The sequence below is a fragment of the Pseudomonas sp. I3-I5 genome, from assembly GCF_022699445.1.
Taxonomy (GTDB): Bacteria; Pseudomonadota; Gammaproteobacteria; order Pseudomonadales; family Pseudomonadaceae; genus Aquipseudomonas; species Aquipseudomonas fulva.
The window spans coordinates 3,730,451-3,755,619 of the sequence record NZ_CP093940.1 but is presented as its reverse complement, the minus strand read 5'-3'; the positions used below and the strand labels follow the sequence as shown (position 1 = coordinate 3,755,619).

Below are 25,169 nucleotides of genomic sequence, written 5' to 3'. Positions count from 1 at the left end.
CGAGCGGTGCGAAAGGTAGGCTCGGGTGTTCATATTTATGGCCACCCGAGCCTGGTACGGGCGTTCAGAAAACGGCCCGTGAATTTTTTGTTCCGTCCGCCCTCGTCACGTCTTTTTTTTGCGATGAGAGGCTTTTAGGACGTCACCATCTCGGCGGGCGAGACGATGGTGGATTTCGCCCCACGCGAGCGGCCCGAACTCAGGTAGGCTGCAATCGACTCCTGGGTGACCTCGCCCAGGAACACCTGCTCGGCGTCCAGTACTGGGAGCCAGGCGCGGTTGAACTCGTACATGCGCGACAACAAGATACGCAGGTTCTCATCGTGCGCCGCCGTGGCGTTGAACGGCCGTAGGAAGTCGGCGCACGTGCCTTGCTGGCGGTGCATGTCGCGTCGGCGCACATAGCCAAGCGCCTTGTTCGCGGCATCGGTCACCACCACGTAGCGGCGATCATGTTCATCCAGCAGCTCCAGCGCATCATGCACTGGGGTCTGCGGGCTTACCGCCGGGGCATTGTCAGCGGCATCTTCGGCACGTACCAGCAGCAGCCGCTTCAGGGTGCTGTCCTGGCCGACGAAGTTGCTCACGAAGTCATCGGCCGGGTGCGCCAGCAAGGTGTCCGGGTGATCCAGCTGCAACAGCTTGCCCGCACGGAAGATGGCAATCTTGTCGCCCAGCTTGATGGCTTCGTCGATGTCATGGCTGACCATGATCACGGTCTTGTTCAAGGCCCGCTGCATCTCGAAGAATTCGTTCTGGATCATCTCCCGGTTGATGGGGTCCACGGCGCCGAACGGTTCGTCCATCAACAGCACCGGGGCGTCGGCTGCCAAGGCGCGGATCACCCCGATCCGCTGCTGCTGACCCCCGGAGAGTTCGCGGGGGTAGCGCTGCAGGTACTGCTTGGGTTCGAGCTTGATCATGTGCATCAGCTCCCGGGCGCGCTCGGCGCAGCGCTGCTTGTCCCACCCGAGCAGGCGAGGGACGACGGTGATGTTCTCCTCGATGGTCATGTTCGGGAACAGGCCGATCTGCTGGATCACATAGCCGATGTGACGACGCAGGCTGACCTCGTCCAGCCCGCTGGTGTCTTCGCCATTGATGAACACCTGCCCCGAGGTGGGTGTGATCAGGCGGTTGATCATCTTCAGGGTGGTGCTCTTGCCGCACCCTGACGGGCCCAGGAACACGCAGATTTCGCCTTCATTGACCGTGAGGCTGACCGCGTCCACGGCCTTGACGTCCTTGCCGTTGACGTTGAAGGTCTTGCTGAGGTTTTTCAGTTCGATCATGAGCGCATTCCTTCTGGAGTCAGGGCACGTTGCAGGGTTTGCAGAAGCAGGTCGGCGATGATCGCCAGCAGGCTGACCAGCACGGCGCCGACCAGCAGCATCGACATGTCGCTGCGGCTGATGGAGGTGAGGATGAGGACGCCCAGGCCACCGGCTCCGATGGTGGCGGCGATGGTCATTACGCCGATGTTCATCACCACGGCCGTACGCACGCCGGCGAGAATCACCGGTACCGCGATGGGCAACTCGACCATGCGCAGGCGTTGGCCGAAGGTCATGCCAATGCCCCGGGCAGCCTCGCGAATACCGGGCTCGACGTTGCTCAGCGCCAAGTAGGTGTTGCGCAGGATCGGCAGCAGGGAATAGAGAAACACCGCCGTGATGGCAGGCAGCGGGCCCAGGCCCTGGCCGAACGTGGAGTAAAACGGCAACAGCAGCCCGAACAGGGCGATCGACGGGATGGTCAGCAGTACCGTGGCGCTGGCCTGCACGGGCCCGGCCAGGAACGGGAAGCGGGTCATGACGATGCCCAGCGGCACCCCGATCAGGATGGCCAGGCCCACGGCCACGCCCACCAACATGATGTGCTGCCAGGTCAGCTGCAGCACCAGGGCCCAGTCCAGGTGCGCGAAAGTGTCGAGCAATGTCATGGCGTCACCTCCTTCAAGGGATGTTCTCGCAGGAAGTCGGCCGCGACCGAGGAGGGGCTTTGATGCTGCACATCGACCTTGGCGTTGAGCTGGCGCATGGTCTCGTCGTCCAATTGCTCGGCCAGAGGCGCGAGCAGGCTGGCCAACTGCGGGTGAGCGTCGAGTACGGCCTTGCGCACCACCGGGCCTGCCGTGTAATCCGGGAAGTAGTGCTTGTCGTCTTCGAGCAGCTTGAGCTTGAACGCGTTGAGCCGGCCATCGGTGGTGTACACCAGGCCTGCGAACACCTGGGCATTGCGCAGCGCGGTGTAGACCAGGCCTGCATCCATCTGGCGGATGTTGGCGCGCCCCAGCTGCATGCCATACCGCGCCTGCAGGCCATCCAGGCCGTCGGGCCGGTTGGCGAACTCGGTGTCCAGCGCAACCACGTGCTTGCGCGCCTGCTCGTCCATCAACACCTGGTTCAACTGGCTGATGGTGTTGACCTGTGGGTAGGCTTTGGCCACTTCGCTAGGCAAAGCCAATGCATAGGTGTTGCTGAACTTGGAAGGCTTGAGCCAGACCAGTCCCTTTTCGGCGTCCAGAGCCTTGACCCTGGCATAGGTGGCCGCCGCGCTGGGCATGCGTTCTTCGACATGGTTGTAGGACACCAGCGAGACCCCGGTGTATTCCCACATCAGGTCAAGCTGCCCGGTTTCCTGCGCCTGACGTGCCAGGCTGCTGCCAAGGCCGCCAGTGACGCGCACATCGAAGCCATGGGCGCGCAGGTATTGGGCAGTGATTTCGGCGAGCACGGTCTGTTCGGTGAATACCCGGGCGCCGATACGGATCAACGGTTTGTCTGCCGCCTGGGCAAAACCTGCCGACAGCAGGACCGCGCCCAGGAGCAAGGCGATTGCGTTCTTCATGGTTTTCCTCGGGTTATTGGGCCAGGCCACGTTCCAGCCAGCGCTTGCTGGCGAACGTCACCAGTGCGTCCAGCAGCAATGCCAGCAGTGCCGTGCAAGCGGCGCCCAGCAAAAGCTGGGGCTGGTTGTTCAGGGCGATGCCGGGGAAGATCAGGCTGCCCAGGCTGTTGGCACCGATCAGGAAGGCGAGCGGGGCGGTGCCCACGTTCAGTGCCAGCGCCACACGCACGCCGCCGACGATGATGGGCACGGCGTTGGGCAGCTCGACCTGCCATAACTGCTGGCGCGGCGTCATGCCGATGCCGGTAGCGGCTTCCCTGAGCGAGGCGGGAACGTTTTTCAGCCCTTCGTAGGTGTTGCGCACGATGGGCAGGAGGGAGGCGAGGAACAGGGCGAAAATGGCAGGCCCTGCGCCGATGCCTAGCACGCTCAGGGCGATGGCCAGTACGGCCAAGGGAGGGATGGTGTTGCCAATGTTGAAGAACTGCATGAACCGCTCGGCTTTGTCGACCCTGTGCGGTCGACTCAAGGCAATGCCGGCGGGGATGCCCACGGCCAATGCCGCCGCCATCGAAGCCAGCACCAGAACCAGGTGCGCTTGCAGGTAGAACGTCAGATCGTCGCGGTAGCGCGCGATCGTGTCGAGGCCGATCCAATGGACCAGCAGGGCCAGGATGACGAGCACGGCGGCCCATCCCAACAGCCCTTTTCCGTAGCGTGTCGCCACAGGTGGACTCCTTCTTGTCGTCGGCGAGCACACTTCTTCTTGGCCAGCCCTCGAGGGCAGCGGTGGTGTGTTCGCGAGTAGCAGCATGATGCCGTTGAAGCTGAGCGTTCATGCAATGAGTCGAGCCCCGTCGGGCATCGAAGATGCTGATGAATTCAGCCCTGAGTCGAGGTGCAATTCAGGGCAATGGACGTCTCCCAAGGCACCAAGGTTCCCATCTGGGGAAGCATTTGGCCAGCCCTGCGCAGCTCGCAAGTCATTGTTTCCAGGTGCTCATTACGCTCATAGGCCTCTTCAATACTGGGCTGTAGCGAACTGGAAAAAAGTCGTTTTTGTTCAATCTTGCACAGGTCCCATGCCATGCTGAATTACAGTTATGACCGATCGTTCATCGCCCAGGTACGTTGTCTGTCCCTGGACGCGCCGGGGTATCTGGACTGCGCTAAATTGGTCGAGCGCGGCCAACAGGCCGCACGCGCCGCCGATGACTGGATGATCGTCACCTCTCTGGTGACAAAGTCGCCACACATGTTCATGTTCCGTTGCCTGTTCGACGCCGCGATTGGCCGTCCTTACTACGACATCCAGTCTTGGAGCCGAAAGACGGGGCGGGATTTTCAGTCTGCCAATTGCCACCTCGACTGCAGCAACAATGGCTACGCCGGCCTCTATGCCGCACCTCCCGGCGAGCAAACATTGTGGAAGTTCATGCAGATGGACGAGGGTGGCGAGTGGCGGAGCATGACATCCATCGTCGAACCAGGGCAGACGATTCGTGGCCGTATCCATACCCGCTCGAACATACCGCTTCAGGCCTATCGCAAGGAAACGGTGGCAGGTCACTGGTTTGCCTATGTGGTCAATGAGGGTGGACAGCCCATGGACCTGGAACTGGACATTCTGCATGTCGGCCAGGAGCTCATGGACGATCATTGAGGCGGGCCAGCGCGTGGCGGCAGGTTTTGGCCTGACGCCAGAGTTCAGGTATGATATCGCCCCTTTCAAATCCCCCAGTCAGGCGATTTCCCATGACCAACCAGGCCGCCGAAGTCGCGAAGCGCCGCACTTTCGCAATCATTTCCCACCCCGACGCCGGTAAGACCACCATCACCGAGAAGCTGTTGCTGATGGGCAAGGCCATCTCCGTCGCCGGCACCGTGAAGTCGCGCAAGTCCGACCGCCACGCCACCTCCGACTGGATGGAAATGGAGAAGCAGCGCGGCATCTCCATCACCACTTCGGTGATGCAGTTCCCGTACCGAGAGCACATGATCAACCTGCTCGACACCCCCGGGCACGAAGACTTCTCCGAAGACACCTATCGCACCCTCACCGCGGTGGACTCGGCGCTGATGGTGCTCGACGGCGGTAAAGGTGTAGAGCCGCGGACCATTGCCCTGATGGACGTATGCCGCCTGCGCGACACGCCCATCGTCAGCTTCATCAACAAGCTCGACCGCGACATTCGCGACCCGATCGAACTGCTCGACGAAATCGAAGCCGTTCTGAAGATCAAGGCCGCACCGATTACCTGGCCTATCGGGTGTTACCGTGACTTCAAGGGCGTGTACCACCTGACCGGTGACTACATCATCGTCTACACGCCCGGCCACGGCCACGAGCGCACCGAAGCCAAGATCATTCGCAATCTGGACTCGGACGAAGCCCGCGCCCACCTGGGCGACCAGTACGACGCGTTCGTCGAGCAGCTGGAGCTGGTGCAGGGCGCTTGCCACGAGTTCGACCAGGACGAATTCATCAACGGTCAACTGACCCCTGTGTTCTTCGGTACCGCACTGGGCAACTTCGGTGTCGACCACGTGCTCGATGCCGTCGTCGACTGGGCGCCGCGCCCGCTGGGCCGTGTTGCCCACGAGCGTACCGTCGAGCCCGTGGAAGAGAAATTCACCGGCTTCGTGTTCAAGATCCAGGCGAACATGGACCCGAAACACCGGGACCGTATCGCCTTCATGCGCATCTGCTCGGGCAAGTACGAAAAGGGCATGAAAATGCGCCACGTGCGGCTGAACAAGGACCTTCGCATCGGCGATGCGCTGACCTTCTTCTCGTCCGAGCGTGAGCAGCTCGAAGAAGCCTACGCCGGCGACATCATCGGTTTGCACAACCACGGCACCATCCAGATCGGTGACACCTTCACCGAAGGCGAGGCGCTGGGCTTTACCGGCATCCCGCACTTCGCCCCGGAACTGTTCCGCCGCGTGCGCCTGAAAGACCCGCTGAAATCCAAGCAGTTGCGTCAGGGCCTGCAGCAGCTGGCCGAAGAAGGTGCTACCCAGGTGTTCTTCCCCGAGCGCAGCAACGACATCATCCTCGGTGCGGTCGGTGTGCTGCAGTTCGACGTGGTTGCCAGCCGCCTGAAGGAAGAATACAAGGTCGAGTGTGCCTACGAGCCCATCACCGTGTGGTCGGCGCGCTGGATCGCCTGCGACGACAAGAAGAAGCTGGAGGAATTCCAGAACAAGGCCATGGAGAACCTGGCCATCGATGGTGGCGGGCACCTGACCTACCTGGCGCCCACCCGGGTCAACCTGTCGCTGATGGAAGAGCGCTGGCCTGACGTCAAGTTCCGCGCCACGCGCGAGCACCACTGAGCGTAAAAGGCCCGGCCACTTCGCTGGCCGGGCCCTTGCGCGAGCAGGGCGGCCCGACGTTCGCCTCGCTCACCTCAACCATTTCCTGCCACTTTCGCAGGCGCAGGCATCAGTTGCCCGCCTTCACACTGGTCCAGATACGCGTCCTGATGCGGTCTATCTTGGCCGGCATCGCTTCTAGCGCGTACAACTTGCCCATCACCGCTTCGCTCGGATAGATCATGGTGTTGGCCTTGAGCGCCGGGTCAACCAGCGCATCGGCTTGCAGGTTGGCGTTGGCGTATTGCACATGATTGCTGATGGCGGCCATTACCTGCGGCTCCAGCAGGTAGTTCATGTAGGCATACCCGGCCTTTTCATCCGGCGCATCGGCGGGCATGGCCACCATGTCGAACCACATCGGCGCCCCCTCCTTGGGTATCGAGTAGCCGACCTTGACCCCGTTATGGGCCTCCTTGGCGCGATTCTTTGCCTGGAGCACGTCCCCCGAGAACCCGACCACCACGCAGACGTCGCCATTGGCCAGGTCCGCCGTGTACTTGGATGAATGGAAATAGCTGATGTACGGCCGCACCTGCATCAGCAGCGCCTTGGCCTTGTCGTAGTCGGCCGGGTTCTGGCTATGGTGGGGCAGCCCCAGGTAATGCAAGGCGATGGGTAGCAACTCGGGGCCATTGTCCAGCACCGCCACACCACAACCTTTGAGCTTGCTCATGTACTGCGGCTTGAAGATCAGGTCCCAGGAGTCGACCGGCGCGTCGTCGCCCAATACGGCTTTGACCTTGTCGATGTTGTAGCCGATGCCCGTGCTGCCCCAGAGGTACGGGAACCCGTACTGGTTGCCTGGGTCATTGCCCTCCAGGGCCTTGAGCAGCACTGGGTTGAGGTTCTTCCAGTTGGGCAACTGCGACTTGTCCAGGCGCTTGAGGGCTTTGCCCTGGATTTGCCGGGCCATGAAATGGTTGGAGGGAAACACCACGTCGTAGCCGGAATTGCCGGTCATCAACTTGCCATCGAGGGTCTCGTTGCTGTCATAGACGTCGTAGGTGGGCACGATGCCGGTGGCTTGCTGGAACTGCTTCAAGGTGTCGGGCGCGATGTAACTGGACCAGTTGTAGATCTTGACGGTTTCTGCCGCGCTGGCCACGCTGGCGGCCAGCATCAAGGGGGCGATGATAAGCGTGCGCATATCGGGTTACCTTGCTTTGTGTGTTGTTATCGAAGGCAGGCGATCAGCGGATCAGAAGATAAGTACGTAGGTCTTGCGCACGGTTTCCTGGATATCCCAGGTGCCAGTGCTGTTGGCCGGTAGCATCAATGCGTCTCCGGCTTCTATGACCAGGGGCTCGCCATCGTCAGGGGTGAAGGTGCAGCGCCCCTTGATGAAGTGGCAGAACTCCTGTTGCGTGATTTGCCGTCGCCAGCGCCCTGGGGTGCATTCCCAGATTCCCGTCTCCACGCCATCGCTGCGTTGCACGCTCGTGGTCGATGTCACCGCCACGGGTTGGCCGAGCGGTACGGCGACAGGGCTGCTGGACTGCAAAACGGCGCTGTCTGCCCGTTTGAACTGAGTGATGCTCATGAAAGGTCGGTCCGGTTTGGGTGAAGAATCAGTGCATGAAACCTTCCATGAAATCTGCCAGCTTGCTGGCCAGTTGCCGTCTCCATGGCGGTGTCGCGGGGTTGGCCAGGGTACGGTCCTCGTGGACGAAACTCTGGATGATGGCGTTGTACCCCAACCAGCGGCTGGGCTCCGGAGGCCAGCTGGCCAGGCTCGATAGCGGCCTGTTGTCATGTACCCAAGGCTGCCCGGTGAGTGCGTTCTGCTGATTCAGGATAAGTGCAGCCAGGGTGCGACCACCCAGGTTGGTCGCGCCTACGCCTTCACCGCCGTAGCCTCCGGCCAACGCGATACCCCGCTGGCGGTCGCACAGCATGTGCGGCTGGAAGCGCCGCGCCATGCCCAGGTTGCCACCCCACGAATGGGTGATGCGTACATGGCGCAGTTGGGGAAACAGCTCGCTGAACAGGTAGCGACGCAGCTCGATTTCATGGGCCTGGAGGTTGAAGTCCTCACGCAACCTGCCACCGAAGCGGTAGCCACCTCGGGCACCGAACACCAGCCGATCATCGGCAGTGCGCTGACCATAGGTCACCTGTCGGCTGCCCTCGCTGAAGGCTTGTCCCTGGTCGAGGCCGATCTGCGCCCAAATGGCCTCAGGCAAAGGCTCGGTAGCGACCATCAGGCTCTGAACCGGCAACTGGTGTTTGCCCAACGGCGGCAAGCTGGCGGCATAGCCTTCCACCGCCGGGACGATCCAGTTGCACCGCAGGCGTGCCAACGGGGTGGTCACTTCGCCAGGTTGCCAGTCCAGCGCCGGTGTGTTTTCGTAGATCGGCACCCCCAGGGCCTCGACTGCGCTGGCCAGGCCACGGACGAGCTTGGCCGGCTGAATCGTGGCCGTGTGCGGGCTGTAGATAGCCCCATAGGCATTGCTTACACGCAACTGGCCCTGCAGTTGCGCTGGACGCAGCCAGTGGTAATCGTCCTCGGTCATGCCCAGGTTGTACAAGTGATCCAGGTAGGCACGCAGGCTTCGCTCCTGCTCGGGATAACGGGCTGCGCAGTACAACACGCCGCCCTTGCGGTAGTCGCAATCGAGCTGTTCGCGGTGCAACACGCGCTGTACTTCGTCTGGAATGTCATGCAGCAGCTCGATGCTGGCGCGGCGCTGAACCGGCGACAGGCTGGCCAACAGGCGATCTTCACCCAGCAAATTGCCCATCAACCACCCGCCGTTGCGCCCCGAGGCGCCAAACCCTGCGATGTTGGCCTCGATTACCACGACATTGAGGTGCGGTGCCTGGCGCTTGAGGTAGTAAGCGGTCCACAGGCCTGTGTAGCCAGCGCCGATGATGCAGACGTCGGCCTCGACATTTTCACGCAGGGCAGGGCGCGCGCACAGCGGCTCTTGCAGCTGGTCCATCCACAAGCTGAGTGTACGCAGAGGCTGCATGGGCCGGGCTCCACAAGCGATCAGGTGATGGAGCGATGCTAGTGGCCAACGCCAGCGGTTGTCTTACGTGCGTGCACGCGAGGAAATCTGTTTGAGATAGGCCTTTGGCGTCAGCCCGGTATGCTCGCGGAAGCATTTGTAGAACGCGGACAGCGAGTTGAAACCGGCGTTGAACGCCAGGTCATCGATGGACGTCTGGCCGCTGTCATTCGCCAGGATCGTCATCAGGTGCTGAAGGCGGGCTTGGTTGACGTAGCGGTAAAAACGCTGGCCCAGCACCTGGTTCAGCAAGTAGGAAATCTGATTGCGGCTGTAACCGCTGGCCTGGGCGACCTGTTGCAAACTCAAGTCAGGATCCAGGTACGGACGATGTCGCTGGAAGTAGTGCTCAAGGTCTTGCGCCATGGTAGACAACTGGCGCGGGGACAGCCCAAGCCGGCTGGTGGCGGGCCGTGAGGTGCGACTGGTGCTGCTTGCGCTGTGCTGACGCACGAGTGTGGCGTATTCATTGACCTGCCAGATCAGACCGTCCTTGACCGTGATCGCCTCGCTGGACTGGAACGCCACCAGGCCGTCCCCGCCCTGCACGGTGACTTGGTACTGAATATACGCCGTGCAGCCATCGACGCGGATACGGTCGCTGTGCACGATGTCCTCGCCGGCGGCATGGGGCAGGCAGGCGCCCACGTACATACGCAGCTCGGCATGGCCCAGCACACGGTTCTGAAAGAAGTCGTGGTATTGAATGTCGGGGTGGTACAGCGCCATCACGCCATCGAGATCACGATGCTTCCAGCACAGGTGGTAGCGCATCACGGTGTCGGCGGTAATCGGTGTCTGGGACGGGCCATCGGGCAGGGTCATGGACGGATCATGCCCTTTCCCTGGCGTGGCGACAAGAATGCAGAACACCTGACGCTACAGGTCGATTCGCGCATTTTGCACGGTCAATAATTAACCTGTTTTTGTAAGTTGTTGATTTCAAAGGGCATGATTTTTTACGGCAACTGGCACAGCCGCTGCAACGTTTAATGCGCGAATGGACTTCTCGCTAACAACACAGGCGACCACATCATGATCTCATCTGCCGACTATCCCGTTGTCGATACACAAAGCCGCTCAGGTGTTTCCTGGGCAGCAATCTTTGCTGGCGCAGCCGGTGCTGCTGCCATCTCCCTCCTTCTGGTGGTACTCGGTGCAGGGCTCGGCTTTGCCGCGACCTCGCCATGGGCAGATGAAGGGGCCAGTGCGAAAGCCCTGGGCATCTCTACCATTGTCTGGTTGCTCCTGACCCAGATCATCGCTTCGGGCATGGGCGGCTACATTGCCGGCCGTCTGCGCGTGAAATGGGCCAATCTGCACGGCGACGAAGTGTATTTCCGCGACACTGCACACGGCTTCCTGTCGTGGGCCGTGGCTACCCTGGTAACGGCCATGCTTGTACTGGGCACAGCCGGCAACATCGTGGGCGCTGGTGCCAGTGCAGCCACTCAAGCGGCCGGCATGACCGCCGCTGCCGGTGGCGCTGCCGCTTCCAATGCCTCGGATGAGTCCCTGGACTACTTCGTCGACGGCCTGTTCCGTGGCGAGGGCCCGGCGCCTGTCAGCGATGATGCGGCCAACGGTGTTGCCGCTCGCATCCTGGCCAAAGGCTTTGCCGGTGACGGCGCCCTGGCACCTGAAGACCGTGCCTACCTGGCGCAGCTGGTTGCCCAGCGCACCCGCCTTTCTCAACCGGAAGCCGAAGCTCGCGTCGATCAGGTCATGGCTCAGGTTCAGCAACTGAAAACCGATGCCAAGCAGGCTGCAGACACCGCTGCCAAAGTGGCTGCCTGGACTGCCCTGTGGACCTTCGTGGCCCTGCTGTGCGGCGCCTTCTTCGCCAGCCTGGCCGCGCTGTACGGTGGTCGTCGTCGCGACCAGGTTCAGTGGCTCGAAGGCGACTACGTCGCTCACCGCACCATTCAACGCTAAGTAAGGAGAACGAACATGCGCTCGATATTGCTATGGATGCTGGGTGTACCGATTCCAGTCATCATTCTGATTGCACTGTTCATGCACTGACGAAAAGGGCCGCTTAGCGGCCCTTTTCGTTTATGTCTCATTTGTCGGTCTGCTGCCTTGCGTCGCTTCTGATGGTGAGTGAATTCGGAGCGGTCGTGCCGGTCCGCCCGACCGACCGCGCCGTACCTTCGTTAAAGAAACTGCTCCGCATAATGACAAGCCACCTGCCGGGTCTCCACTTGCCTGAACGCCGGCACCTCATTGGCGCAGCGATCGGTCGCGTAGGGGCAGCGTTTGTGAAAAGCGCAGCCATCCGGCGGGTTGAGCGGGTTGGGCAGCTCACCGGCAATGCGGATGCGCGGCTTGGACGGGTCTGGATGAATAGCGGGTGTGGCAGACAATAGAGCCTGGGTGTACGGATGCAGCGGCTTTTCGTAGATATCGGCTTTGGGCCCCATCTCCGCCGGCCTGCCCAAGTACATGACCAGCACATCGTCAGCCACGTGACGTACTACCGCCAGGTTGTGGGAGATGAATACATAACCGGTACCGTACTGCTGCTGCATGTCCATGAACAAGTTCAGCACCTGGGCCTGGATGGACACATCCAGTGCAGATGTCGGCTCGTCGGCCACCAACACCTTGGGCTGCAACATCATGGCCCGTGCCAGCGCGATACGCTGACGCTGCCCACCGGAGAACATGTGCGGATAGCGCTGGTAATGCTCCGGGCGCAGCCCCACCTGCTCCATCATCTTCTGCACCCTGTCACGGCGCTGCGCCTTGCTCAGCGCGGTGTTGATCAGCAAAGGCTCGGCCAGCTGGTCACCGATCTTCTGCCGCGGGTTGAGCGAGGCGTAAGGGCTCTGGAAGACCATCTGCACGTCCCGGCGCAGTTGCTTGCGCTCGGCCTTGCTGGCTCCGGTGACCTCGGTACCTGCAATCTGCAGCGAGCCTGAGGTGGGCTGCTCGATCAGGGTCAGGGCGCGGGCCAGGGTCGACTTGCCGCAACCGGACTCACCGACTACCGCCAACGTCTTGCCCGCCTCCAGTTCGAACGAAACGCCATTGAGCGCGCGCACCAGCGCATGGCCCTTGAACAACCCGCGGGAGACTTCGTAATGCCGGGTCAGGTCCCGGGCCGATAGAACGACGGCCATCACGCCACCTCCTGGTTCAGTGGGTAGAAACAACGGGCCAGGCTCTGGGCCTTGGGGTCCAGGGCCGGGCGCTGGTGTCGGCAGTTGTCCTGCACATAAGGGCAACGCGGTGACAGCAGGCAACCCGTTGGCCGGTCATAGCGGCCCGGGACGATGCCAGGCAGGGTAGCCAAGCGCTCGGCACCCAGGCTGTGTTCGGGAATCGCCGCCAGCAGGGCTTCGGTATAGGGGTGGGCAGGGACGTCGAACAGCTCTGGCACCTGGCCCACCTCCACGGCCTGGCCTGCATACATCACGCACACCCGGCGCGCGGTCTCGGCCACTACCGCCAGGTCATGGGTGATCAGGATCAGGGCCATGTTGCGCTCCTGTTGCAGGTTGACCAGCAGCTCCATGATCTGCGCCTGGATGGTCACGTCCAGCGCCGTGGTCGGCTCATCGGCGATCAGCAGCTTCGGCTCACCGGCGATGGCCATGGCGATGGCCACCCGTTGGCTCATGCCGCCGGACAGTTGATGCGGATAAGCGTCCAGGCGGCTTTCGGCGGCCGGGATCTCGACCTTCTGCAGCAGTTCCAGGGCCCGTTGCCGCGCCGCCTTGCCCTTGAGGCCCAGGTGTTGACGCAGGACTTCTTCGATCTGATAACCCACGGTGTAGCTGGGGTTCAGGGCCGTCATGGGGTCTTGGAAGACCATGGCGATGTCCTTGCCCACCACCTTGCGCCGTTGCCGGCCGCTGAGGGTGAGCATGTCGGTACCGTCGAATGTCATGGCATCGGCCGTGATCCGGCCAGGGGCCTCGACCAGGCCCATCAGGGCCATCATGGTCACCGATTTGCCCGAGCCGGACTCGCCGACGATGGCCAGGATTTCGCCGGCTTGAACCTGTAAGTCCAGCCCGTCCACCACTGGCACGGCGTCCGCGTCGCCAAAACGCACGTTGAGGTTGTTGATCTGCAACAAAGACATGGGTGTGCTCCTCAGGCGGCGTTCTTGAGTTTGGGGTCGAGCGCATCGCGCAGGCCATCACCCATCAGGTTGATCGCCAGTACGCTGAGCAGGATGGTCAGGCCCGGCAGGCTCACCACCCACCAGGCGCGCTCGATGTAATCCCTGGCCGAGGCCAGCATGGTGCCCCACTCCGGCGTCGGGGGTTGCACACCAAGGCCCAGGAAGCCCAGGGCGGCGGCGTCGAGAATGGCCGAGGAAAAGCTCAAGGTGGCCTGCACGATCAGCGGCGCCATGCAGTTGGGCAGCACGGTCACGAACATCAGGCGCCCCAGCCCAGCGCCTGCCAGCCGGGCAGCGGTGACGTAGTCGCGGTTCAGCTCGCCCATCACGGCGGCGCGGGTCAGGCGCACGTAGGAGGGCAGCGAGACGATGGCAATGGCGATGACGGTGTTGATCAGGCCAGGGCCGAGGATGGCGACGATGGCGACGGCCAGCAGCAGCGAGGGCAGGGCCAGCATCACGTCCATCAGGCGCATGATCGAAGGGCCGACGAAGTGCGGGAAGAAGCCCGCCAGCAACCCGAGCAGAATGCCGGGGATCAACGATATCACCACCGAGGACAAGCCAATCAGCAAGGACAGGCGCGCCCCTTGGATCAAGCGCGAGAGCAGGTCGCGGCCAAGCTCATCGGTGCCCAGGATGAACTGCCAAGTGCCACCCTCCAGCCACACCGGGGGGGTGAGCAGAAAATCGCGGTACTGCTCGCTGGGGTCGTGGGGCGCGACCCAGGGCGCGAACAGCGCGCAGAACACCACCACGCACATGAACGCCAGGCCCATCACCGCGCCCTTGTTGCGCGCGAAGGCCTGCCAGAATTCCTTGTAGGGCGAGGGGTAGAGAAGGCTCTGGTCCACCGGGCTGACTGGGGACAGGGTTTTTGCAGTCGGGTTGGTCATGACGGGGCCTCAGCGCTGATGACGGATGCGTGGATTGGCCAGGCCGTAGAGAATGTCCACGACGAAGTTGACCAGGATCACCAGGCAGGCAATCAACAGAATGCCGTTCTGGACCACGGGGTAGTCACGGGCGCCGATGGCTTCGATCAGCCATTTGCCGATGCCCGGCCAGGAGAAAATGGTTTCGGTCAACACCGCACCGGCCAGCAAGGTGCCGACCTGCAGGCCGAACACGGTCAGGACGGGAATCAGGGCGTTGCGCAAGCCGTGCATGAACACGACCCGGGCCGGGGACAGCCCCTTGGCGCGCGCCGTGCGGATGTAGTCCTCGCGCAACACTTCGAGCATGGAGGAACGCGTCATGCGTGCGATCACCGCCAGCGGAATGGTACCCAGTACGATGGCCGGCAGAATCAGGTGCATCACGGCATCCTTGAACGAACCCTCTTCGTCGCTGAGCAGGGTGTCGATGAGCATGAAGCCGGTCTTGGGCTCGATGTCATAGAGCAGGTCGATGCGCCCGGATACCGGGGTCCAGCCCAGGCTCACCGAGAAGAACATGATCAGGATCAGGCCCCACCAGAAGATCGGCATCGAGTAGCCCGCCAGCGAAATCCCCATCACCCCATGGTCGAACAGCGAGCCGCGCTTGAGCGCGGCGATCACCCCGGCCAGCAAGCCGACCACGCCGGCGAACAGCAAGGCGGCCATGGCCAGTTCCAGGGTGGCCGGGAACAAGGTGGTGAACTCGCTCCATACGCTCTCGCGCGTGCGCAGCGACTCGCCCAGGTCGCCCTGGGCCAGCTTGCCGATGTAGTCCAGGTACTGGGCCGGCAACGGTTTGTTCAGGCCCAGCCGCTCCATGGCCTGGGCGTGCATTTCCGGGTCGACCCTGCGTTCGCCCATCATCACTTCCACCGGGTCACCGGGGATCAGGCGTATCAGCGCGAAGGTCAGCAAGGTGATGCCGAAAAAGGTCGGGATCAACAGGCCCAAGCGCCGGGCAATAAAACTCAACATGGTCGCAGTTACCTCATCAGGCCGCATGGCAGGTACCTGCCACGGCAGTGCCGCCGCTGCCCACAGGGCAACGGCGGTCGTTGTTGTTCTACTTCACTCGGGTGGTAGCGAAGTTGTTGCTGGTCAAGGGGCTGATCACGTAGCCCTCCACGTTCTCACGCATGGCCGTGAACACCTTGGGGTGGGCCATGCTGATCCAGGGCTGGTCCTCATCGTACACCGTCAATGCCTCGCTATAGAGCCTGGCACGCTCCTCGTTGTCGCTCACCTCGCGGGCGCGGGTGATCAATGCCTGGAATTTCGAGTTGCACCAGCGTGCATAGTTCTCGCCATTGCTGGCCGCCTCGCAACTGAGCAGGGGGGTAAGAAAGTTGTCCGGGTCGCCGTTGTCGCCGGCCCAGCCACTGGACACCAGGTCCGCCTCGCCTTTCTTGGCACGGCGCAGCATTTCGGCCCACTCCATGACACGGATATCCAGCTTCAGGCCGATCTGCGCCAGGTCGGCCTGAAGCATCTCGGCGGACAGTCGCGGGTTCGGGTTAGTCGGGCCGCCGCCATTGCGGGTGAACAGGGTAATGACCGTGCCCTGGGGGACACCGGCTTGTTTTAGCAGCGCACGCGCCTGGTCGAGATCGCGTGGCGGGTTCTGGTTGTCGGTGTTGTAGCCGATCATCGAAGGGGGATACGGGTTGACGCCCACCAGCGCGTTGCCTTTGCCGAATAGCTGGTCGACGTGGGTCTGGCGGTCGAAGGCCATGTTGATCGCCTTGCGCACGCGTACATCACTCAGGTACGGATGCTGGGTGTTCATGGCGATGTAACCGGTCACCAGCGCTTCGGTCTGGGCGACCTTCAGGCGCGGGTCCGCCACGATCGACGGTACATCGTCCGGTTTGGGGTACAACGCAACCTGGCACTCGTTGGCGCGCAACTTTTGCAGGCGAACATTACTGTCGGTGGCGATGGCGAAAATCAGGGCATCGGCGGGCGGCTTGCCCCGGAAGTAGTCCGGGTTGGGCTTGAAGCGGACCTGGGCATCCTTGTTGTAGCGCTGGAAAATGAACGGCCCTGTGCCGATTGGCTTGCTGTTGAGCTCTGCCGTCTTGCCGGCTGCCAACAACTGATCGCCGTACTCGGCGGAGTAGATGGACGTGAAGCCCATGGCCATGTCGCGCAGCAAAGGCGCCTCTGGCCGGGTCAAGGTGATCACCACGGTGTAGTCGTCGGTCTTGTCCACCGACTTGAGCAACGAATTGAAGGCCATGCTCTCGAAGTAGGGGTAGCCGATGCTGGTCTTGTCGTGCCAGGGGTGGCTCGGGTCAAGCTGGCGGCGCAAGCTCCACAGCACATCGTCGGCGTTCAGGTCGCGGCTGGGCTTGAAATAGTCGGTGGTGTGGAACTTGACCCCTCGGCGAAGGTGGAAGGTATAGGTCAGGCCGTCGGAGGAGATGTCCCAACGCTCGGCCAGGGCCGGTTGGACATCCGTGGTGCCGGGCTTGAAGTCCACCAGGCGGTTGAAGAGGGTTTCGGCCGCCGCGTCGAACGTCACCGCCGTGGTGTATTGCACCACATCGAACCCTTCGGGGCTGGCCTCGGTGCACACCACCAGCGGCTTGGCGGCCAGCTGGGATGTACTGCCCAAAAGCAGCGTTGCCAGCAACAGCCGCAGCGCCGATGTCTTCTTGGTCACAGCGTGCATGGATCAATTCTCCCTGCGTTGTGCTCCAGCCTGACGCCCGACCCGCTGGCAAGCGGGCCAGGCGGCCGGTCAGAGGATGTTGAACGGGATGGTGGTCACGAGCCTGAATTCGTTCAGGCTGCCATCGCCCTGTGCCTTGCTTGCGCGGTGTGTGGTGTAGGTGGCGCGGATGCTGGTGTCCTTGAGCGGTCCGCTCTGTACGGCGTAGCTGGTGCCGATACCCCACTCGTAATGGGTCTCGCCATCGAGGCCCTGGACGTCATAGGCGCTACCGCGGTAATGGGTGCCGTCGATGCCCCAGCCCCGGGCGTTGTACAGGTTGAATTTCAGCCCTGGCACGCCGTAGTAAGCCATGTTAAGCACATAGGATAACTGCAGCGATTTCTCGTTCGGGCCGTTGAAGTCCGACAGCAGCGAGTTGGCCAGGTAGATGCCGTTGGTTTCGTGGAGGTAGTCGAAATACTCGTTGCCATTGACCTGCTGCCAGGCGGCGGTGAGGGTGTGCGCCTGATGGGTCAGGCCCAGCGACAGGCTGTAGGTGTCGTTGTCGATTTCGCCCATCTTGCGGCTGCCGGCGTCCACGGTCTTGTAGTAGTTGAGGCCCGTGGACAGGCTGAGCACGGCGCTGTCACCGAACATGTGATTGGCGCCGAAGTAGTACTGGTTCCAGAAATCGTCGACCTTGGTGGCATACAGGCTGGTGGTCAGGCTCTTGAGGGGCTGGTAGTTGATACCGACCGTGCTGGCGCGGTCCGTTTCCACCCCGGCCGCACCGTATTCGCTGCGGAACTTGCTCAGGCTCTGCTCGGTACGGGGCGAGACCCGGTCGAAGGTACCCAGGTCGAACGTCAGGTTGTCGAATTCAGCGCTGTGCAGGAATGCGCCCTGAAAACTGGAGGGCAGGGCGCGGTTACCGATAAAGGCGATCATCGGGGTATCGACGGCCTGGCGACCGAGGGTCAGGGTGGTATTGGAAAGACGCGCCTTGACGTTGCCCAGCCCCAGTTTGCTCCACTGGCCGATGGCGTCGCCGTCGCTGTGGGTCAGGGTACGGTTGTTGGGACCTGCGATCGCTTCGCGGTCCTGCTGCAGGGCGATGGCGTTATAGCCGGCTGCCTCCACGGCAAAGCCCACCGTGCCCTGGGTAAAGCCCGAGGTGTAGTTGAGGATGGTGCCTTGCACCCAGTTTTCACGGGTGTGGGTCGGGTGACGGGTGCCGTCGCTCTTGTAGTAGCGCCACAGCGGTGCGCGGGTGGCGCGTTCGCGGGCGTACCAGTTGCGCGTCGTCCCGCCCAAGCTCTGGCCATCGACGAAACCCTTGGCCTGCGCCTGGGCGCTTTCGGCTGCGAGGGTGAGCGGCAAGTAGGCCTGGCTCTGTGGATCGGCGTGGACGGTGGTGGTTGCTGCACCTATGGCTAACGCCAGTGCGCTCGAATTGAACAGTCTCACGATAGAAGCTCCTTTTCATTTCTAGTTATTGCCGGCCTTGTGGGCCGGGTGGGTGTTGCCGTGTTGCCGTGTTGCCTGGGGCGCCCCGGGATCACCGAGGCTTAAGCGGGCGATGGGTAGGCATGGCGCGCGGGTCTCCCCCCCCTGCGCGCCCTGCCTGCCAGTCGGTGCTAATCGACGCTGACGCCGGAAAACTCGTTGCGCCCGAACGGGCTGACCTTGAACCCGGACACTCGGGTGCTCAGGGGCTGATTGACAGTGGAGTGGGCCACTGGCGTGATCGGCACCTGCTGCTTGAGCCGCTGCTGGGCTTGCTGATAGAGCGTGGTGCGCTGAGCTTGGTCGGTAACCTGCTTGGCTTGCTTGACCAGGCTGTCGTACTGCGGGTCGCACCATTGCGAATAGTTGTTGCTGCCAATGGCATCGCAGCTGTACAGCGTGCCCAGCCAGTTGTCGGGATCGCCGTTGTCACCGGTCCAGCCGATCAGCGCCACATCGTGCTCGCCGCTCTTGAGGCGCTTGATGTATTCGCCCCATTCGTAGCTGACGATGCGCACCTTCAAGCCCAGCTTGCTCCAATCGGCCTGGAGCATTTCGGCCATCAGCTTGGCGTTGGGGTTGTAGGGGCGTTGCACCGGCATGGCCCACAGAGTGATTTCGGTGCCAGGCTTGACCCCGGCCTGTTCGAGCAGCTGGCGGGCTTTTTCCGGGTCGTGCGGTGCATCGGTGATGCTAGTGTCGTAGGACCACTGGGTGGGCGGCATGGCGTTGACCGCCCGTTGTCCTGCTTCCTGGTAGACCGCCTGCAGGATGGCCTGCTTGTTGACTGCCATGTCCATGGCCTGGCGCACCTCAAGCCGATCGAATGGCGGGTGCTGGGTGTTGTAGGCGATATAGCCCAGGTTGAACCCTGCTTGCTGCAAGACCTGCACGTTCGTGTCCTGCTTGAGCCCTGGCAGGTCGGCCGGCCGCGGATGCAGGGTGACCTGGCACTCGTTGCGGCGCAGTTTCTGGATGCGCACCGACGGGTCGACATTGATCGAGAACACCAGGTTGTCGAGCTTCACCTGCTCGGGCGCCCAGTAGGCACGGTTGGCCTTGTAGCGGATCTGCGAGTCTTTCTGGTAGCGCTGGAACACGAACGGGCCGGTGCCTATCGGTTGCTGGTTGATGTCGCTAGGGCGGCCGGTTTTAAGCAACTGCTCGGCGTATTCGGCGGACAGGATCGAGGCAAAGCTCATGGCCAGGTTCTGGATGAACGCGGCATCTACGGTGTGCAGCGTGAACACCACGGTGAACGGGTCGGTCTTTTCGACGCCTGCGATGTTCTTGTCCAGGCCCATGCTGACGAAGTAGGGAAACTCGGTGGGGTAGGCCTTGCGAAACGGGTGCTGCCTGTCGAGCATGCGGTTGAAGGTGAACAGCACGTCGTCTGCGTTGAAGGGCCGGCTGGGGGTGAAGGCCTTGTTGCTGTGAAAGCTCACGCCTTCGCGCAGGTGAAAGGTGTAGCGCAGGCCGTCCTCGGTGACTTCCCAGCGGGTGGCCAGGGCAGGGTGTACCGCCGTGCCGCCGCGCTCGAACTCCACCAGGCGGTTGTAGATCGGCTGGGCGGCGTCATTGTCGGTGGCGGTGGTGTATTGGGCCGTATCGAAACCGGCCGGGCTGCCTTCGGAGCAGAACACCAAGTTGTTGGCCATCACGGCTGGCGTCTGGCCGACCAGGGCCAGGGCGAGCAGTGTAGAAAGTCGGGTCACGTGGCGCATGCTAAGTCCTTTTGGGTGCTGGGCCGGCTCCGGGCACGAATCGCGGCAACAGTTCGCCTGTCCCGCACGCTTGGCAGCGGGACGACTGGGTATGAATGGGGTGGGTCAGGCGCCCGTCAGGCGGGCGCAGCCCTCAGGCTATTTGTCGACGCTGACGCCGTAGAACGCGTTGAGGGCAAATGGACTGATCTTGAAGTCCTTCACCTTGGCACTCATGGGCTGGTAGACGGTGGAGTGGGCGATCGGGGTGATCGGCACCTGCTCCTTGAGGATGTGCTGGGCTTTCTGATAAAGCTCGGTGCGCTTGGCCTGGTCGGAGGTGGCCTTGGCCTGCTTGATCAGGTCATCGTAGGGCTTGTAGCACCACTTGGAGAAGTTGTTGCCGTCGATGGCGTCGCAGCCATACAAGGTGCCCAGCCAGTTGTCAGGGTCGCCATTGTCCCCGCTCCAGCCAATGAGCATGGCGCCTTGTTCGCCCGCCTTGGAGCGCTTGATGTACTCGCCCCACTCATAGCTGACGATCTTGGCCTTGATGCCGATCTTGGCCCAGTCTGCCTGGAGCATCTCGGCCATCAGTTTGGCGTTGGGGTTGTACGGCCGCTGGACCGGCATGGCCCACAGGGTGATTTCAGTGCCGTCCTTGATGCCGGCTTCCTTGAGCAACTGGCGGGCCTTGTCGGGGTCGTGGGGAGCGTCCTTGATGCTGCTGTCATACGACCACTGGGTCGGCGGCATGGCATTGACCGCCAGCTGGCCCGCCCCCTGGTACACCGACTCGATGATTTTCTGCTTGTCCACGGCCATGTCCAGCGCCTGGCGCACCTTGAGCTGGGCCATGGGGTTGGGCTGGTTGCTGCCCTTGACCTGGTCCATCACGTTGTAGGCGATGTAGCCCAGGTTGAAGCCCGCTTGCTGGGGCATCTGCAGCTTGGAGTCCTGCTTGAGCGGCGCGATATCGGCCGGACGCGGGAACAGCGTGACCTGGCACTCGTTCTTCTTGAGTTTCTGCATGCGCACCGAAGCATCGGTGGTGATGGCGAAGATCAGGTTGTCGATCTTCACGTCCTCGGGTTTCCAGTAGTCCTTGTTGCCCTTGAAGCGGATCTGCGCGTCCTTCTGGTACTTGCTGAACACGAACGGGCCAGTGCCGATCGGCTTCTGGTTGATGTCGGCGGCCTTGCCGTTCTTGAGCAACTGGTCGGCGTACTCGGCGGACTGGATGGACGCGAAGCTCATGGCCAGGTTCTGGATGAAGGCGGCGTCGACGTCGTTGAGGGTGAACTTGACCGTGTGCTCGTCCAGTTTCTCGATCCCGGCGATGTTCTTGTCCATGCCCATGTCGGTGAAGTACGGGAACTCGGTGGGGTAGGCCTTGCGGAATGGATGGTCCTTGTCGAGCATGCGGTTGAACGTGAACAGCACGTCGTCTGCATTGAACGGGCGAGTGGGCTTGAAGTAGTCGGTGGTGTGGAACTTCACGCCTTCGCGCAGGTGGAAGGTGTAGGTCTTGCCATCTTCCGCGACCTCCCAGCGCGTTGCCAGCCCCGGGATGACCGCAGTGCCGCCACGCTCGAACTGAGTCAACCGGTTGAAGACCGTTTCGGCCGAGGCGTCGAAATCGGTACCGGTGGTGTATTGCCCCGGGTCGAAGCCGGCCGGGCTGCCTTCTGAACAGAACACCAGGTTCGAAGCGGCGAAGGCCGACGGCGCGCCAGTGAGCAAACCTGCGCCTAGCAGGAACGGAATGACTGCATGTTTGAGCATGTTGGCCTCATTGTTGTCATTGTTCAGAGAGGGCGGCCTCGTGAGCCGACCTGCGGATACTTATGCAGGGGTGGGCCCAATGCAATATGCACAAGGTTAGTCGGGACTTGAAAAGTGGCACGGCAGTACATGAATGTCGCATCGGTGTAACTTTTGGCGGAGTTAAACGTTTGCGAGGGCAAAATGATGGCTTTTTGCTGAATATTGCTGATTGGATGAGGATGTCGGGAAAGGCTTAAGAGGGTGTAGGAAATCTCTTAAAATGCAGGACTTTCTTCAGGGGAGGGTAAAAAGCCCTGGCGGGGCAGTTAAGGCGCCAGGGCATCAGCTGCTGGTCAGGGGCAGCCCTTGGACCTGCCCCTGCCACCTCGCCGTCAAGGCATCTGCACTTCGATCAAGCCATCGGCGTTCATGCTCACTTCGCTGGTGCCCGCCTCGATGTCCGGCGCTGGCGCAGCTTCGTCTGCTGCCATGGCCTTCATCGCCATCGGTGCACTGCGCAGGTAAGGCCGTGGATAGCCGCTGCTGTTCAGGTTGAGGCTGACCACCTTGTAACCACTGCCGCCCAGGGCTTCGGTGGCCAATTGGGCGCGCGCCTTGAATGCGTCGACGGCTTCCTTGAGCAGCGCGTCTTCGCTGGACTTGCGGGTTGCCGGTGCGATGGAGAAGTCCATGCCGCCCATTTTCAGGTCTTGCAGCAGCTCGGCGGTGAGCTGTGAAAGCGCCGGGAAGTCCGCGCTTTCGAGCCGCAGCTCGGCACGCTCGCGCCAGCCGGTGATTTTCTGGCCTTTGGTGTCGTACACCGGGTAGCTGTTGCGGCTGCCCTGGCTGATCTTGACGTCCTTGACCTGGCGCGACTGCTGCACAGCCTTGTTCATGGTCTCGGTGATCTGCTTGGCAAGCTTGCCCGGGTCGGTGTTCTGCGCTTCGCTGTAGAGGGTCACGACCATCAGGTCGCGTGCCACTTCCTTGCTCACTTCGGCGCGCAGTGACACCTGATTGAAGCGCGGCTCATCGGCGGCCAGCGCTGGCAAGCTGGCCAGCAAACCGCAGGACAAGAGAAGGGCAGCGCCGCGACGTTGGATTAGCATAAGGTGCTCCTTGGCAGATGAAAGCGTGGGGTGTGGCCATCCATTCCACGCATGGCCCATCAGACCGGGAACAGTGTAGTGGGTTCAGCGCTGGCCCCATGAAGCTGTGACAAAGTGTGGCGCTTTGCCGCATCACTGCAGCAGCATGCCCCGCTTCGGTATACTCCAGCCGATTTTCTGGAGCACTCATCAGGAGAGCTCATGCTCGCCGCCGCACAACCGCTGTCCGCTACGCGCCAGAACCTCTGGCGACTGACCGTTATTCGCGTCCTGGTTTTGGCCGCCCAGGCCGGCTCGGTCGGCGTGGCCTACTGGACCGAGCTGCTGCCACTGCCCTGGCTGTCGCTGGCCGGCACCCTGGCCTTGTCCTCGCTGCTGTGCGCCTTCACGGCGCTGCGCCTGCGCCTGTCGCTGCCGGTCACCGAACTCGAATATGCCCTGCAACTGGCGTGCGACCTGTTGATACACAGCGCTCTGCTGTACTACTCCGGCGGCTCGACCAACCCTTTCGTGTCCTACTACCTGGTGCCGCTGGCGATCGCGGCGGTGACGCTGCCCTGGCTGTATTCGCTGATTCTGTCGGGCATCGCGCTGACGGCCTACAGCCTGCTGCTGGTGCAGTTCTACCCGCTTGAGGGCCTGCCGCTGGCACGGGACAAGATGCAGGTCTACGGCATGTGGCTGAGCATTGCGCTGGCCGCGGCGGTGATCACCTTCTTTGCCGCGCGCATGGCCGAGGAGCTTCGGCGCCAGGAACACCTGCGCTCGGAGCGGCGCGAAGAAAGCCTGCGCGATGAGCAATTGCTGGCCGTGGCCACCCAGGCGGCGGGCGCGGCCCACGAGCTGGGTACGCCGCTGGCGACGATGAGCGTGTTGCTCAACGAGATGCGCCAGGACCATACTGATCCGCTGCTGCAGGAAGACCTGCAGATTCTTCAGGACCAGGTCAAACTGTGCAAGGAAACACTGCAACAGCTGGTTCGCGCCGCCGAGGCCAATCGCCGCCTGGCCATTGTCGAGCAGGAGGTCACCGTCTGGCTCGACGAGGCCCTCAACCGCTGGCACCTGATGCGCCCGGAAGCCAGTTACCGCTTCCAGCGCCTGCGTGATGGGCTCGTCCCTCGGTTGACGCCGCCGCCTGACCTGACCCAGGCACTGCTCAACTTGTTGAACAACGCCGCCGACGCCTGTCCTGATGACCTGGAGGTGCGCCTGGACTGGGATCACCAGGACATCGTCATCAGCATTCGCGACCATGGCCCTGGCGTACCGCCGGCCATCGCCGAGGCCATTGGCAAACCTTTCATTACCACCAAGGGCAAGGGCTTCGGCCTGGGCCTGTTCCTGAGCAAGGCCAGCGTCACCCGTGCGGGTGGCTCAGTGAAACTCTATAGTCATGAACAAGGTGGCACCCTGACCGAATTGCGCCTGCCCTATGGCACGCGAGGAGAAGCATGATGAGTGAAGAAACCCAGGTTGAAACCGAAGAGCTGCCGCACCTGCTGTTGGTGGACGACGATGCTACCTTCACCCGGGTGATGGCCCGGGCCATGAGCCGCAGGGGCTTTCGGGTAAGCACCGCCAGCTCGGCCGAAGAAGGTTTGATCCTGGCCCAGCAAGACCTGCCGGACTACGCCACGCTCGACCTGAAAATGGAAGGGGATTCGGGCCTGGTGCTGTTGCCCAAGCTGCTGGAGCTGGACCCGGAAATGCGGGTCGTCATCCTGACCGGGTACTCGAGCATCGCCACCGCCGTGGAAGCGGTCAAGCGCGGCGCCTGCAACTACCTGTGCAAACCGGCTGACGCTGACGACGTGCTGGCGGCCCTGTTGTCCGAGCATACCGACCTGGACACCCTGGTGCCGGAAAACCCCATGTCCGTGGACCGTCTGCAGTGGGAACACATCCAGCGCGTGCTGAACGAGCACGAGGGCAACATCTCGGCGACCGCACGCGCGCTAGGCATGCACCGCCGGACACTGCAGCGCAAATTGCAGAAGCGGCCAGTTCGGCGCTGAATCGTGCTGTAGGCGCGGCCTGTTGCCGCGAGGTAGCGGCCCCGACAACATGCGCTGCGCAGCTGACACCTGGGGCTGCTGCGCAGCCC

General features: G+C 62.4%; 22 protein-coding genes. 5 read left to right on the top strand and 17 right to left on the bottom strand.

Features of this window, described 5'->3' with window-relative positions:
- Positions 1-134 precede the first annotated feature (134 nt).
- From MOP87_RS16765 to MOP87_RS16750, 4 genes are read right to left on the bottom strand one after another with little or no spacing between them, the layout of a single operon-like run.
- A complete protein-coding gene (locus MOP87_RS16765; protein WP_027913700.1) occupies positions 135-1,292 on the bottom strand; it encodes an ABC transporter ATP-binding protein in 1,158 nt (385 codons plus the stop codon).
- The gene (locus tag MOP87_RS16760) at positions 1,289-1,942 is read right to left on the bottom strand and encodes an ABC transporter permease (RefSeq protein WP_242809822.1); all 654 of its coding nucleotides are present in this window, start codon (positions 1,940-1,942) and stop codon (positions 1,289-1,291) included. The genes MOP87_RS16765 and MOP87_RS16760 overlap by 4 nt, the downstream gene beginning before the upstream one ends.
- Positions 1,939-2,850: a glycine betaine ABC transporter substrate-binding protein gene (locus MOP87_RS16755; protein ID WP_027913702.1), complete on the bottom strand. Its 912-nt coding sequence runs from the start codon at positions 2,848-2,850 to the stop codon at positions 1,939-1,941. Before MOP87_RS16755 ends, MOP87_RS16760 begins: the two co-directional genes overlap by 4 nt.
- A 13-nt stretch (positions 2,851-2,863) precedes the next feature.
- The gene (locus MOP87_RS16750) at positions 2,864-3,577 is read right to left on the bottom strand and encodes an ABC transporter permease (protein ID WP_242809821.1); all 714 of its coding nucleotides are present in this window, start codon (positions 3,575-3,577) and stop codon (positions 2,864-2,866) included.
- 360 nt (positions 3,578-3,937) lie between these two features.
- Here MOP87_RS16750 and MOP87_RS16745 point away from each other — a divergent pair, with 360 nt between their 5' ends.
- Both MOP87_RS16745 and MOP87_RS16740 read left to right on the top strand, forming a co-directional pair.
- A complete protein-coding gene (locus MOP87_RS16745) occupies positions 3,938-4,513 on the top strand; it encodes a hypothetical protein (RefSeq protein ID WP_027913704.1) in 576 nt (191 codons plus the stop codon).
- Positions 4,514-4,605: 92 nt separating this feature from the next.
- On the top strand, positions 4,606-6,189 hold the full coding sequence (locus tag MOP87_RS16740) for a peptide chain release factor 3 (protein ID WP_028687037.1): 1,584 nt from the start codon (positions 4,606-4,608) through the stop codon (positions 6,187-6,189).
- 109 nt (positions 6,190-6,298) lie between these two features.
- Here the strand turns inward: MOP87_RS16740 and MOP87_RS16735 are convergent, their stop codons facing one another.
- The 4 genes from MOP87_RS16735 to MOP87_RS16720 all read right to left on the bottom strand — a co-directional run bounded on the left by MOP87_RS16735 (position 6,299) and on the right by MOP87_RS16720 (position 10,070).
- Entirely contained in the window at positions 6,299-7,378 is a 1,080-nt protein-coding gene (locus tag MOP87_RS16735) for a polyamine ABC transporter substrate-binding protein (protein ID WP_242809820.1), read from the bottom strand.
- 51 nt (positions 7,379-7,429) lie between these two features.
- Positions 7,430-7,771 carry a cupin domain-containing protein gene (locus MOP87_RS16730; RefSeq protein ID WP_028687039.1) on the bottom strand — a complete coding sequence of 114 codons (342 nt, stop codon included), beginning with the start codon at positions 7,769-7,771 and terminating at the stop codon, positions 7,430-7,432.
- 28 nt (positions 7,772-7,799) lie between these two features.
- On the bottom strand, positions 7,800-9,206 hold the full coding sequence (locus MOP87_RS16725) for an FAD-binding oxidoreductase (RefSeq protein WP_027913708.1): 1,407 nt from the start codon (positions 9,204-9,206) through the stop codon (positions 7,800-7,802).
- A gap of 63 nt (positions 9,207-9,269) precedes the next feature.
- On the bottom strand, positions 9,270-10,070 hold the full coding sequence (locus tag MOP87_RS16720; protein WP_110606880.1) for a helix-turn-helix domain-containing protein: 801 nt from the start codon (positions 10,068-10,070) through the stop codon (positions 9,270-9,272).
- A 210-nt stretch (positions 10,071-10,280) separates the two neighbouring features.
- On the opposite strand from MOP87_RS16720, the gene MOP87_RS16715 reads away from it, so the two are divergent.
- Entirely contained in the window at positions 10,281-11,180 is a 900-nt protein-coding gene (locus MOP87_RS16715; protein WP_027913710.1) for a hypothetical protein, read from the top strand.
- Positions 11,181-11,401: 221 nt separating this feature from the next.
- Here MOP87_RS16715 and MOP87_RS16710 read toward each other — a convergent pair whose 3' ends face one another.
- The 9 genes from MOP87_RS16710 to MOP87_RS16670 form a co-directional block, all read right to left on the bottom strand.
- Positions 11,402-12,370 carry a peptide ABC transporter ATP-binding protein gene (locus MOP87_RS16710; RefSeq protein ID WP_027913711.1) on the bottom strand — a complete coding sequence of 323 codons (969 nt, stop codon included), beginning with the start codon at positions 12,368-12,370 and terminating at the stop codon, positions 11,402-11,404.
- Positions 12,370-13,338: an ABC transporter ATP-binding protein gene (locus MOP87_RS16705; protein ID WP_027913712.1), complete on the bottom strand. Its 969-nt coding sequence runs from the start codon at positions 13,336-13,338 to the stop codon at positions 12,370-12,372. The genes MOP87_RS16710 and MOP87_RS16705 overlap by 1 nt, the downstream gene beginning before the upstream one ends.
- An 11-nt stretch (positions 13,339-13,349) precedes the next feature.
- Positions 13,350-14,276 carry an ABC transporter permease subunit gene (locus MOP87_RS16700; RefSeq protein WP_027913713.1) on the bottom strand — a complete coding sequence of 309 codons (927 nt, stop codon included), beginning with the start codon at positions 14,274-14,276 and terminating at the stop codon, positions 13,350-13,352.
- A gap of 9 nt (positions 14,277-14,285) precedes the next feature.
- Positions 14,286-15,296 carry an ABC transporter permease subunit gene (locus MOP87_RS16695; RefSeq protein WP_027913714.1) on the bottom strand — a complete coding sequence of 337 codons (1,011 nt, stop codon included), beginning with the start codon at positions 15,294-15,296 and terminating at the stop codon, positions 14,286-14,288.
- A gap of 88 nt (positions 15,297-15,384) precedes the next feature.
- Positions 15,385-16,995 (bottom strand): ABC transporter substrate-binding protein, encoded by a 1,611-nt coding sequence (locus MOP87_RS16690; RefSeq protein WP_132578303.1) that lies wholly within the window; start codon positions 16,993-16,995, stop codon positions 15,385-15,387.
- Between the two features lie 69 nt (positions 16,996-17,064).
- A complete protein-coding gene (locus MOP87_RS16685) occupies positions 17,065-18,444 on the bottom strand; it encodes an OprD family porin (RefSeq protein WP_027913716.1) in 1,380 nt (459 codons plus the stop codon).
- A gap of 170 nt (positions 18,445-18,614) precedes the next feature.
- Positions 18,615-20,207 (bottom strand): ABC transporter substrate-binding protein, encoded by a 1,593-nt coding sequence (locus tag MOP87_RS16680; protein ID WP_027913717.1) that lies wholly within the window; start codon positions 20,205-20,207, stop codon positions 18,615-18,617.
- A gap of 138 nt (positions 20,208-20,345) precedes the next feature.
- On the bottom strand, positions 20,346-21,971 hold the full coding sequence (locus MOP87_RS16675) for an ABC transporter substrate-binding protein (protein ID WP_027913718.1): 1,626 nt from the start codon (positions 21,969-21,971) through the stop codon (positions 20,346-20,348).
- 374 nt (positions 21,972-22,345) lie between these two features.
- Complete coding sequence (locus MOP87_RS16670) at positions 22,346-23,062, bottom strand: SIMPL domain-containing protein (protein ID WP_027913719.1); 717 nt, start codon at positions 23,060-23,062, stop codon at positions 22,346-22,348.
- Positions 23,063-23,263: 201 nt separating this feature from the next.
- Between MOP87_RS16670 and MOP87_RS16665 the strand changes: the two genes are divergently transcribed.
- Positions 23,264-24,520 carry an ATP-binding protein gene (locus tag MOP87_RS16665; protein WP_027913720.1) on the top strand — a complete coding sequence of 419 codons (1,257 nt, stop codon included), beginning with the start codon at positions 23,264-23,266 and terminating at the stop codon, positions 24,518-24,520.
- Positions 24,520-25,080 (top strand): response regulator transcription factor, encoded by a 561-nt coding sequence (locus tag MOP87_RS16660; protein WP_027913721.1) that lies wholly within the window; start codon positions 24,520-24,522, stop codon positions 25,078-25,080. Before MOP87_RS16665 ends, MOP87_RS16660 begins: the two co-directional genes overlap by 1 nt.
- Positions 25,081-25,169: the final 89 nt, after the last annotated feature.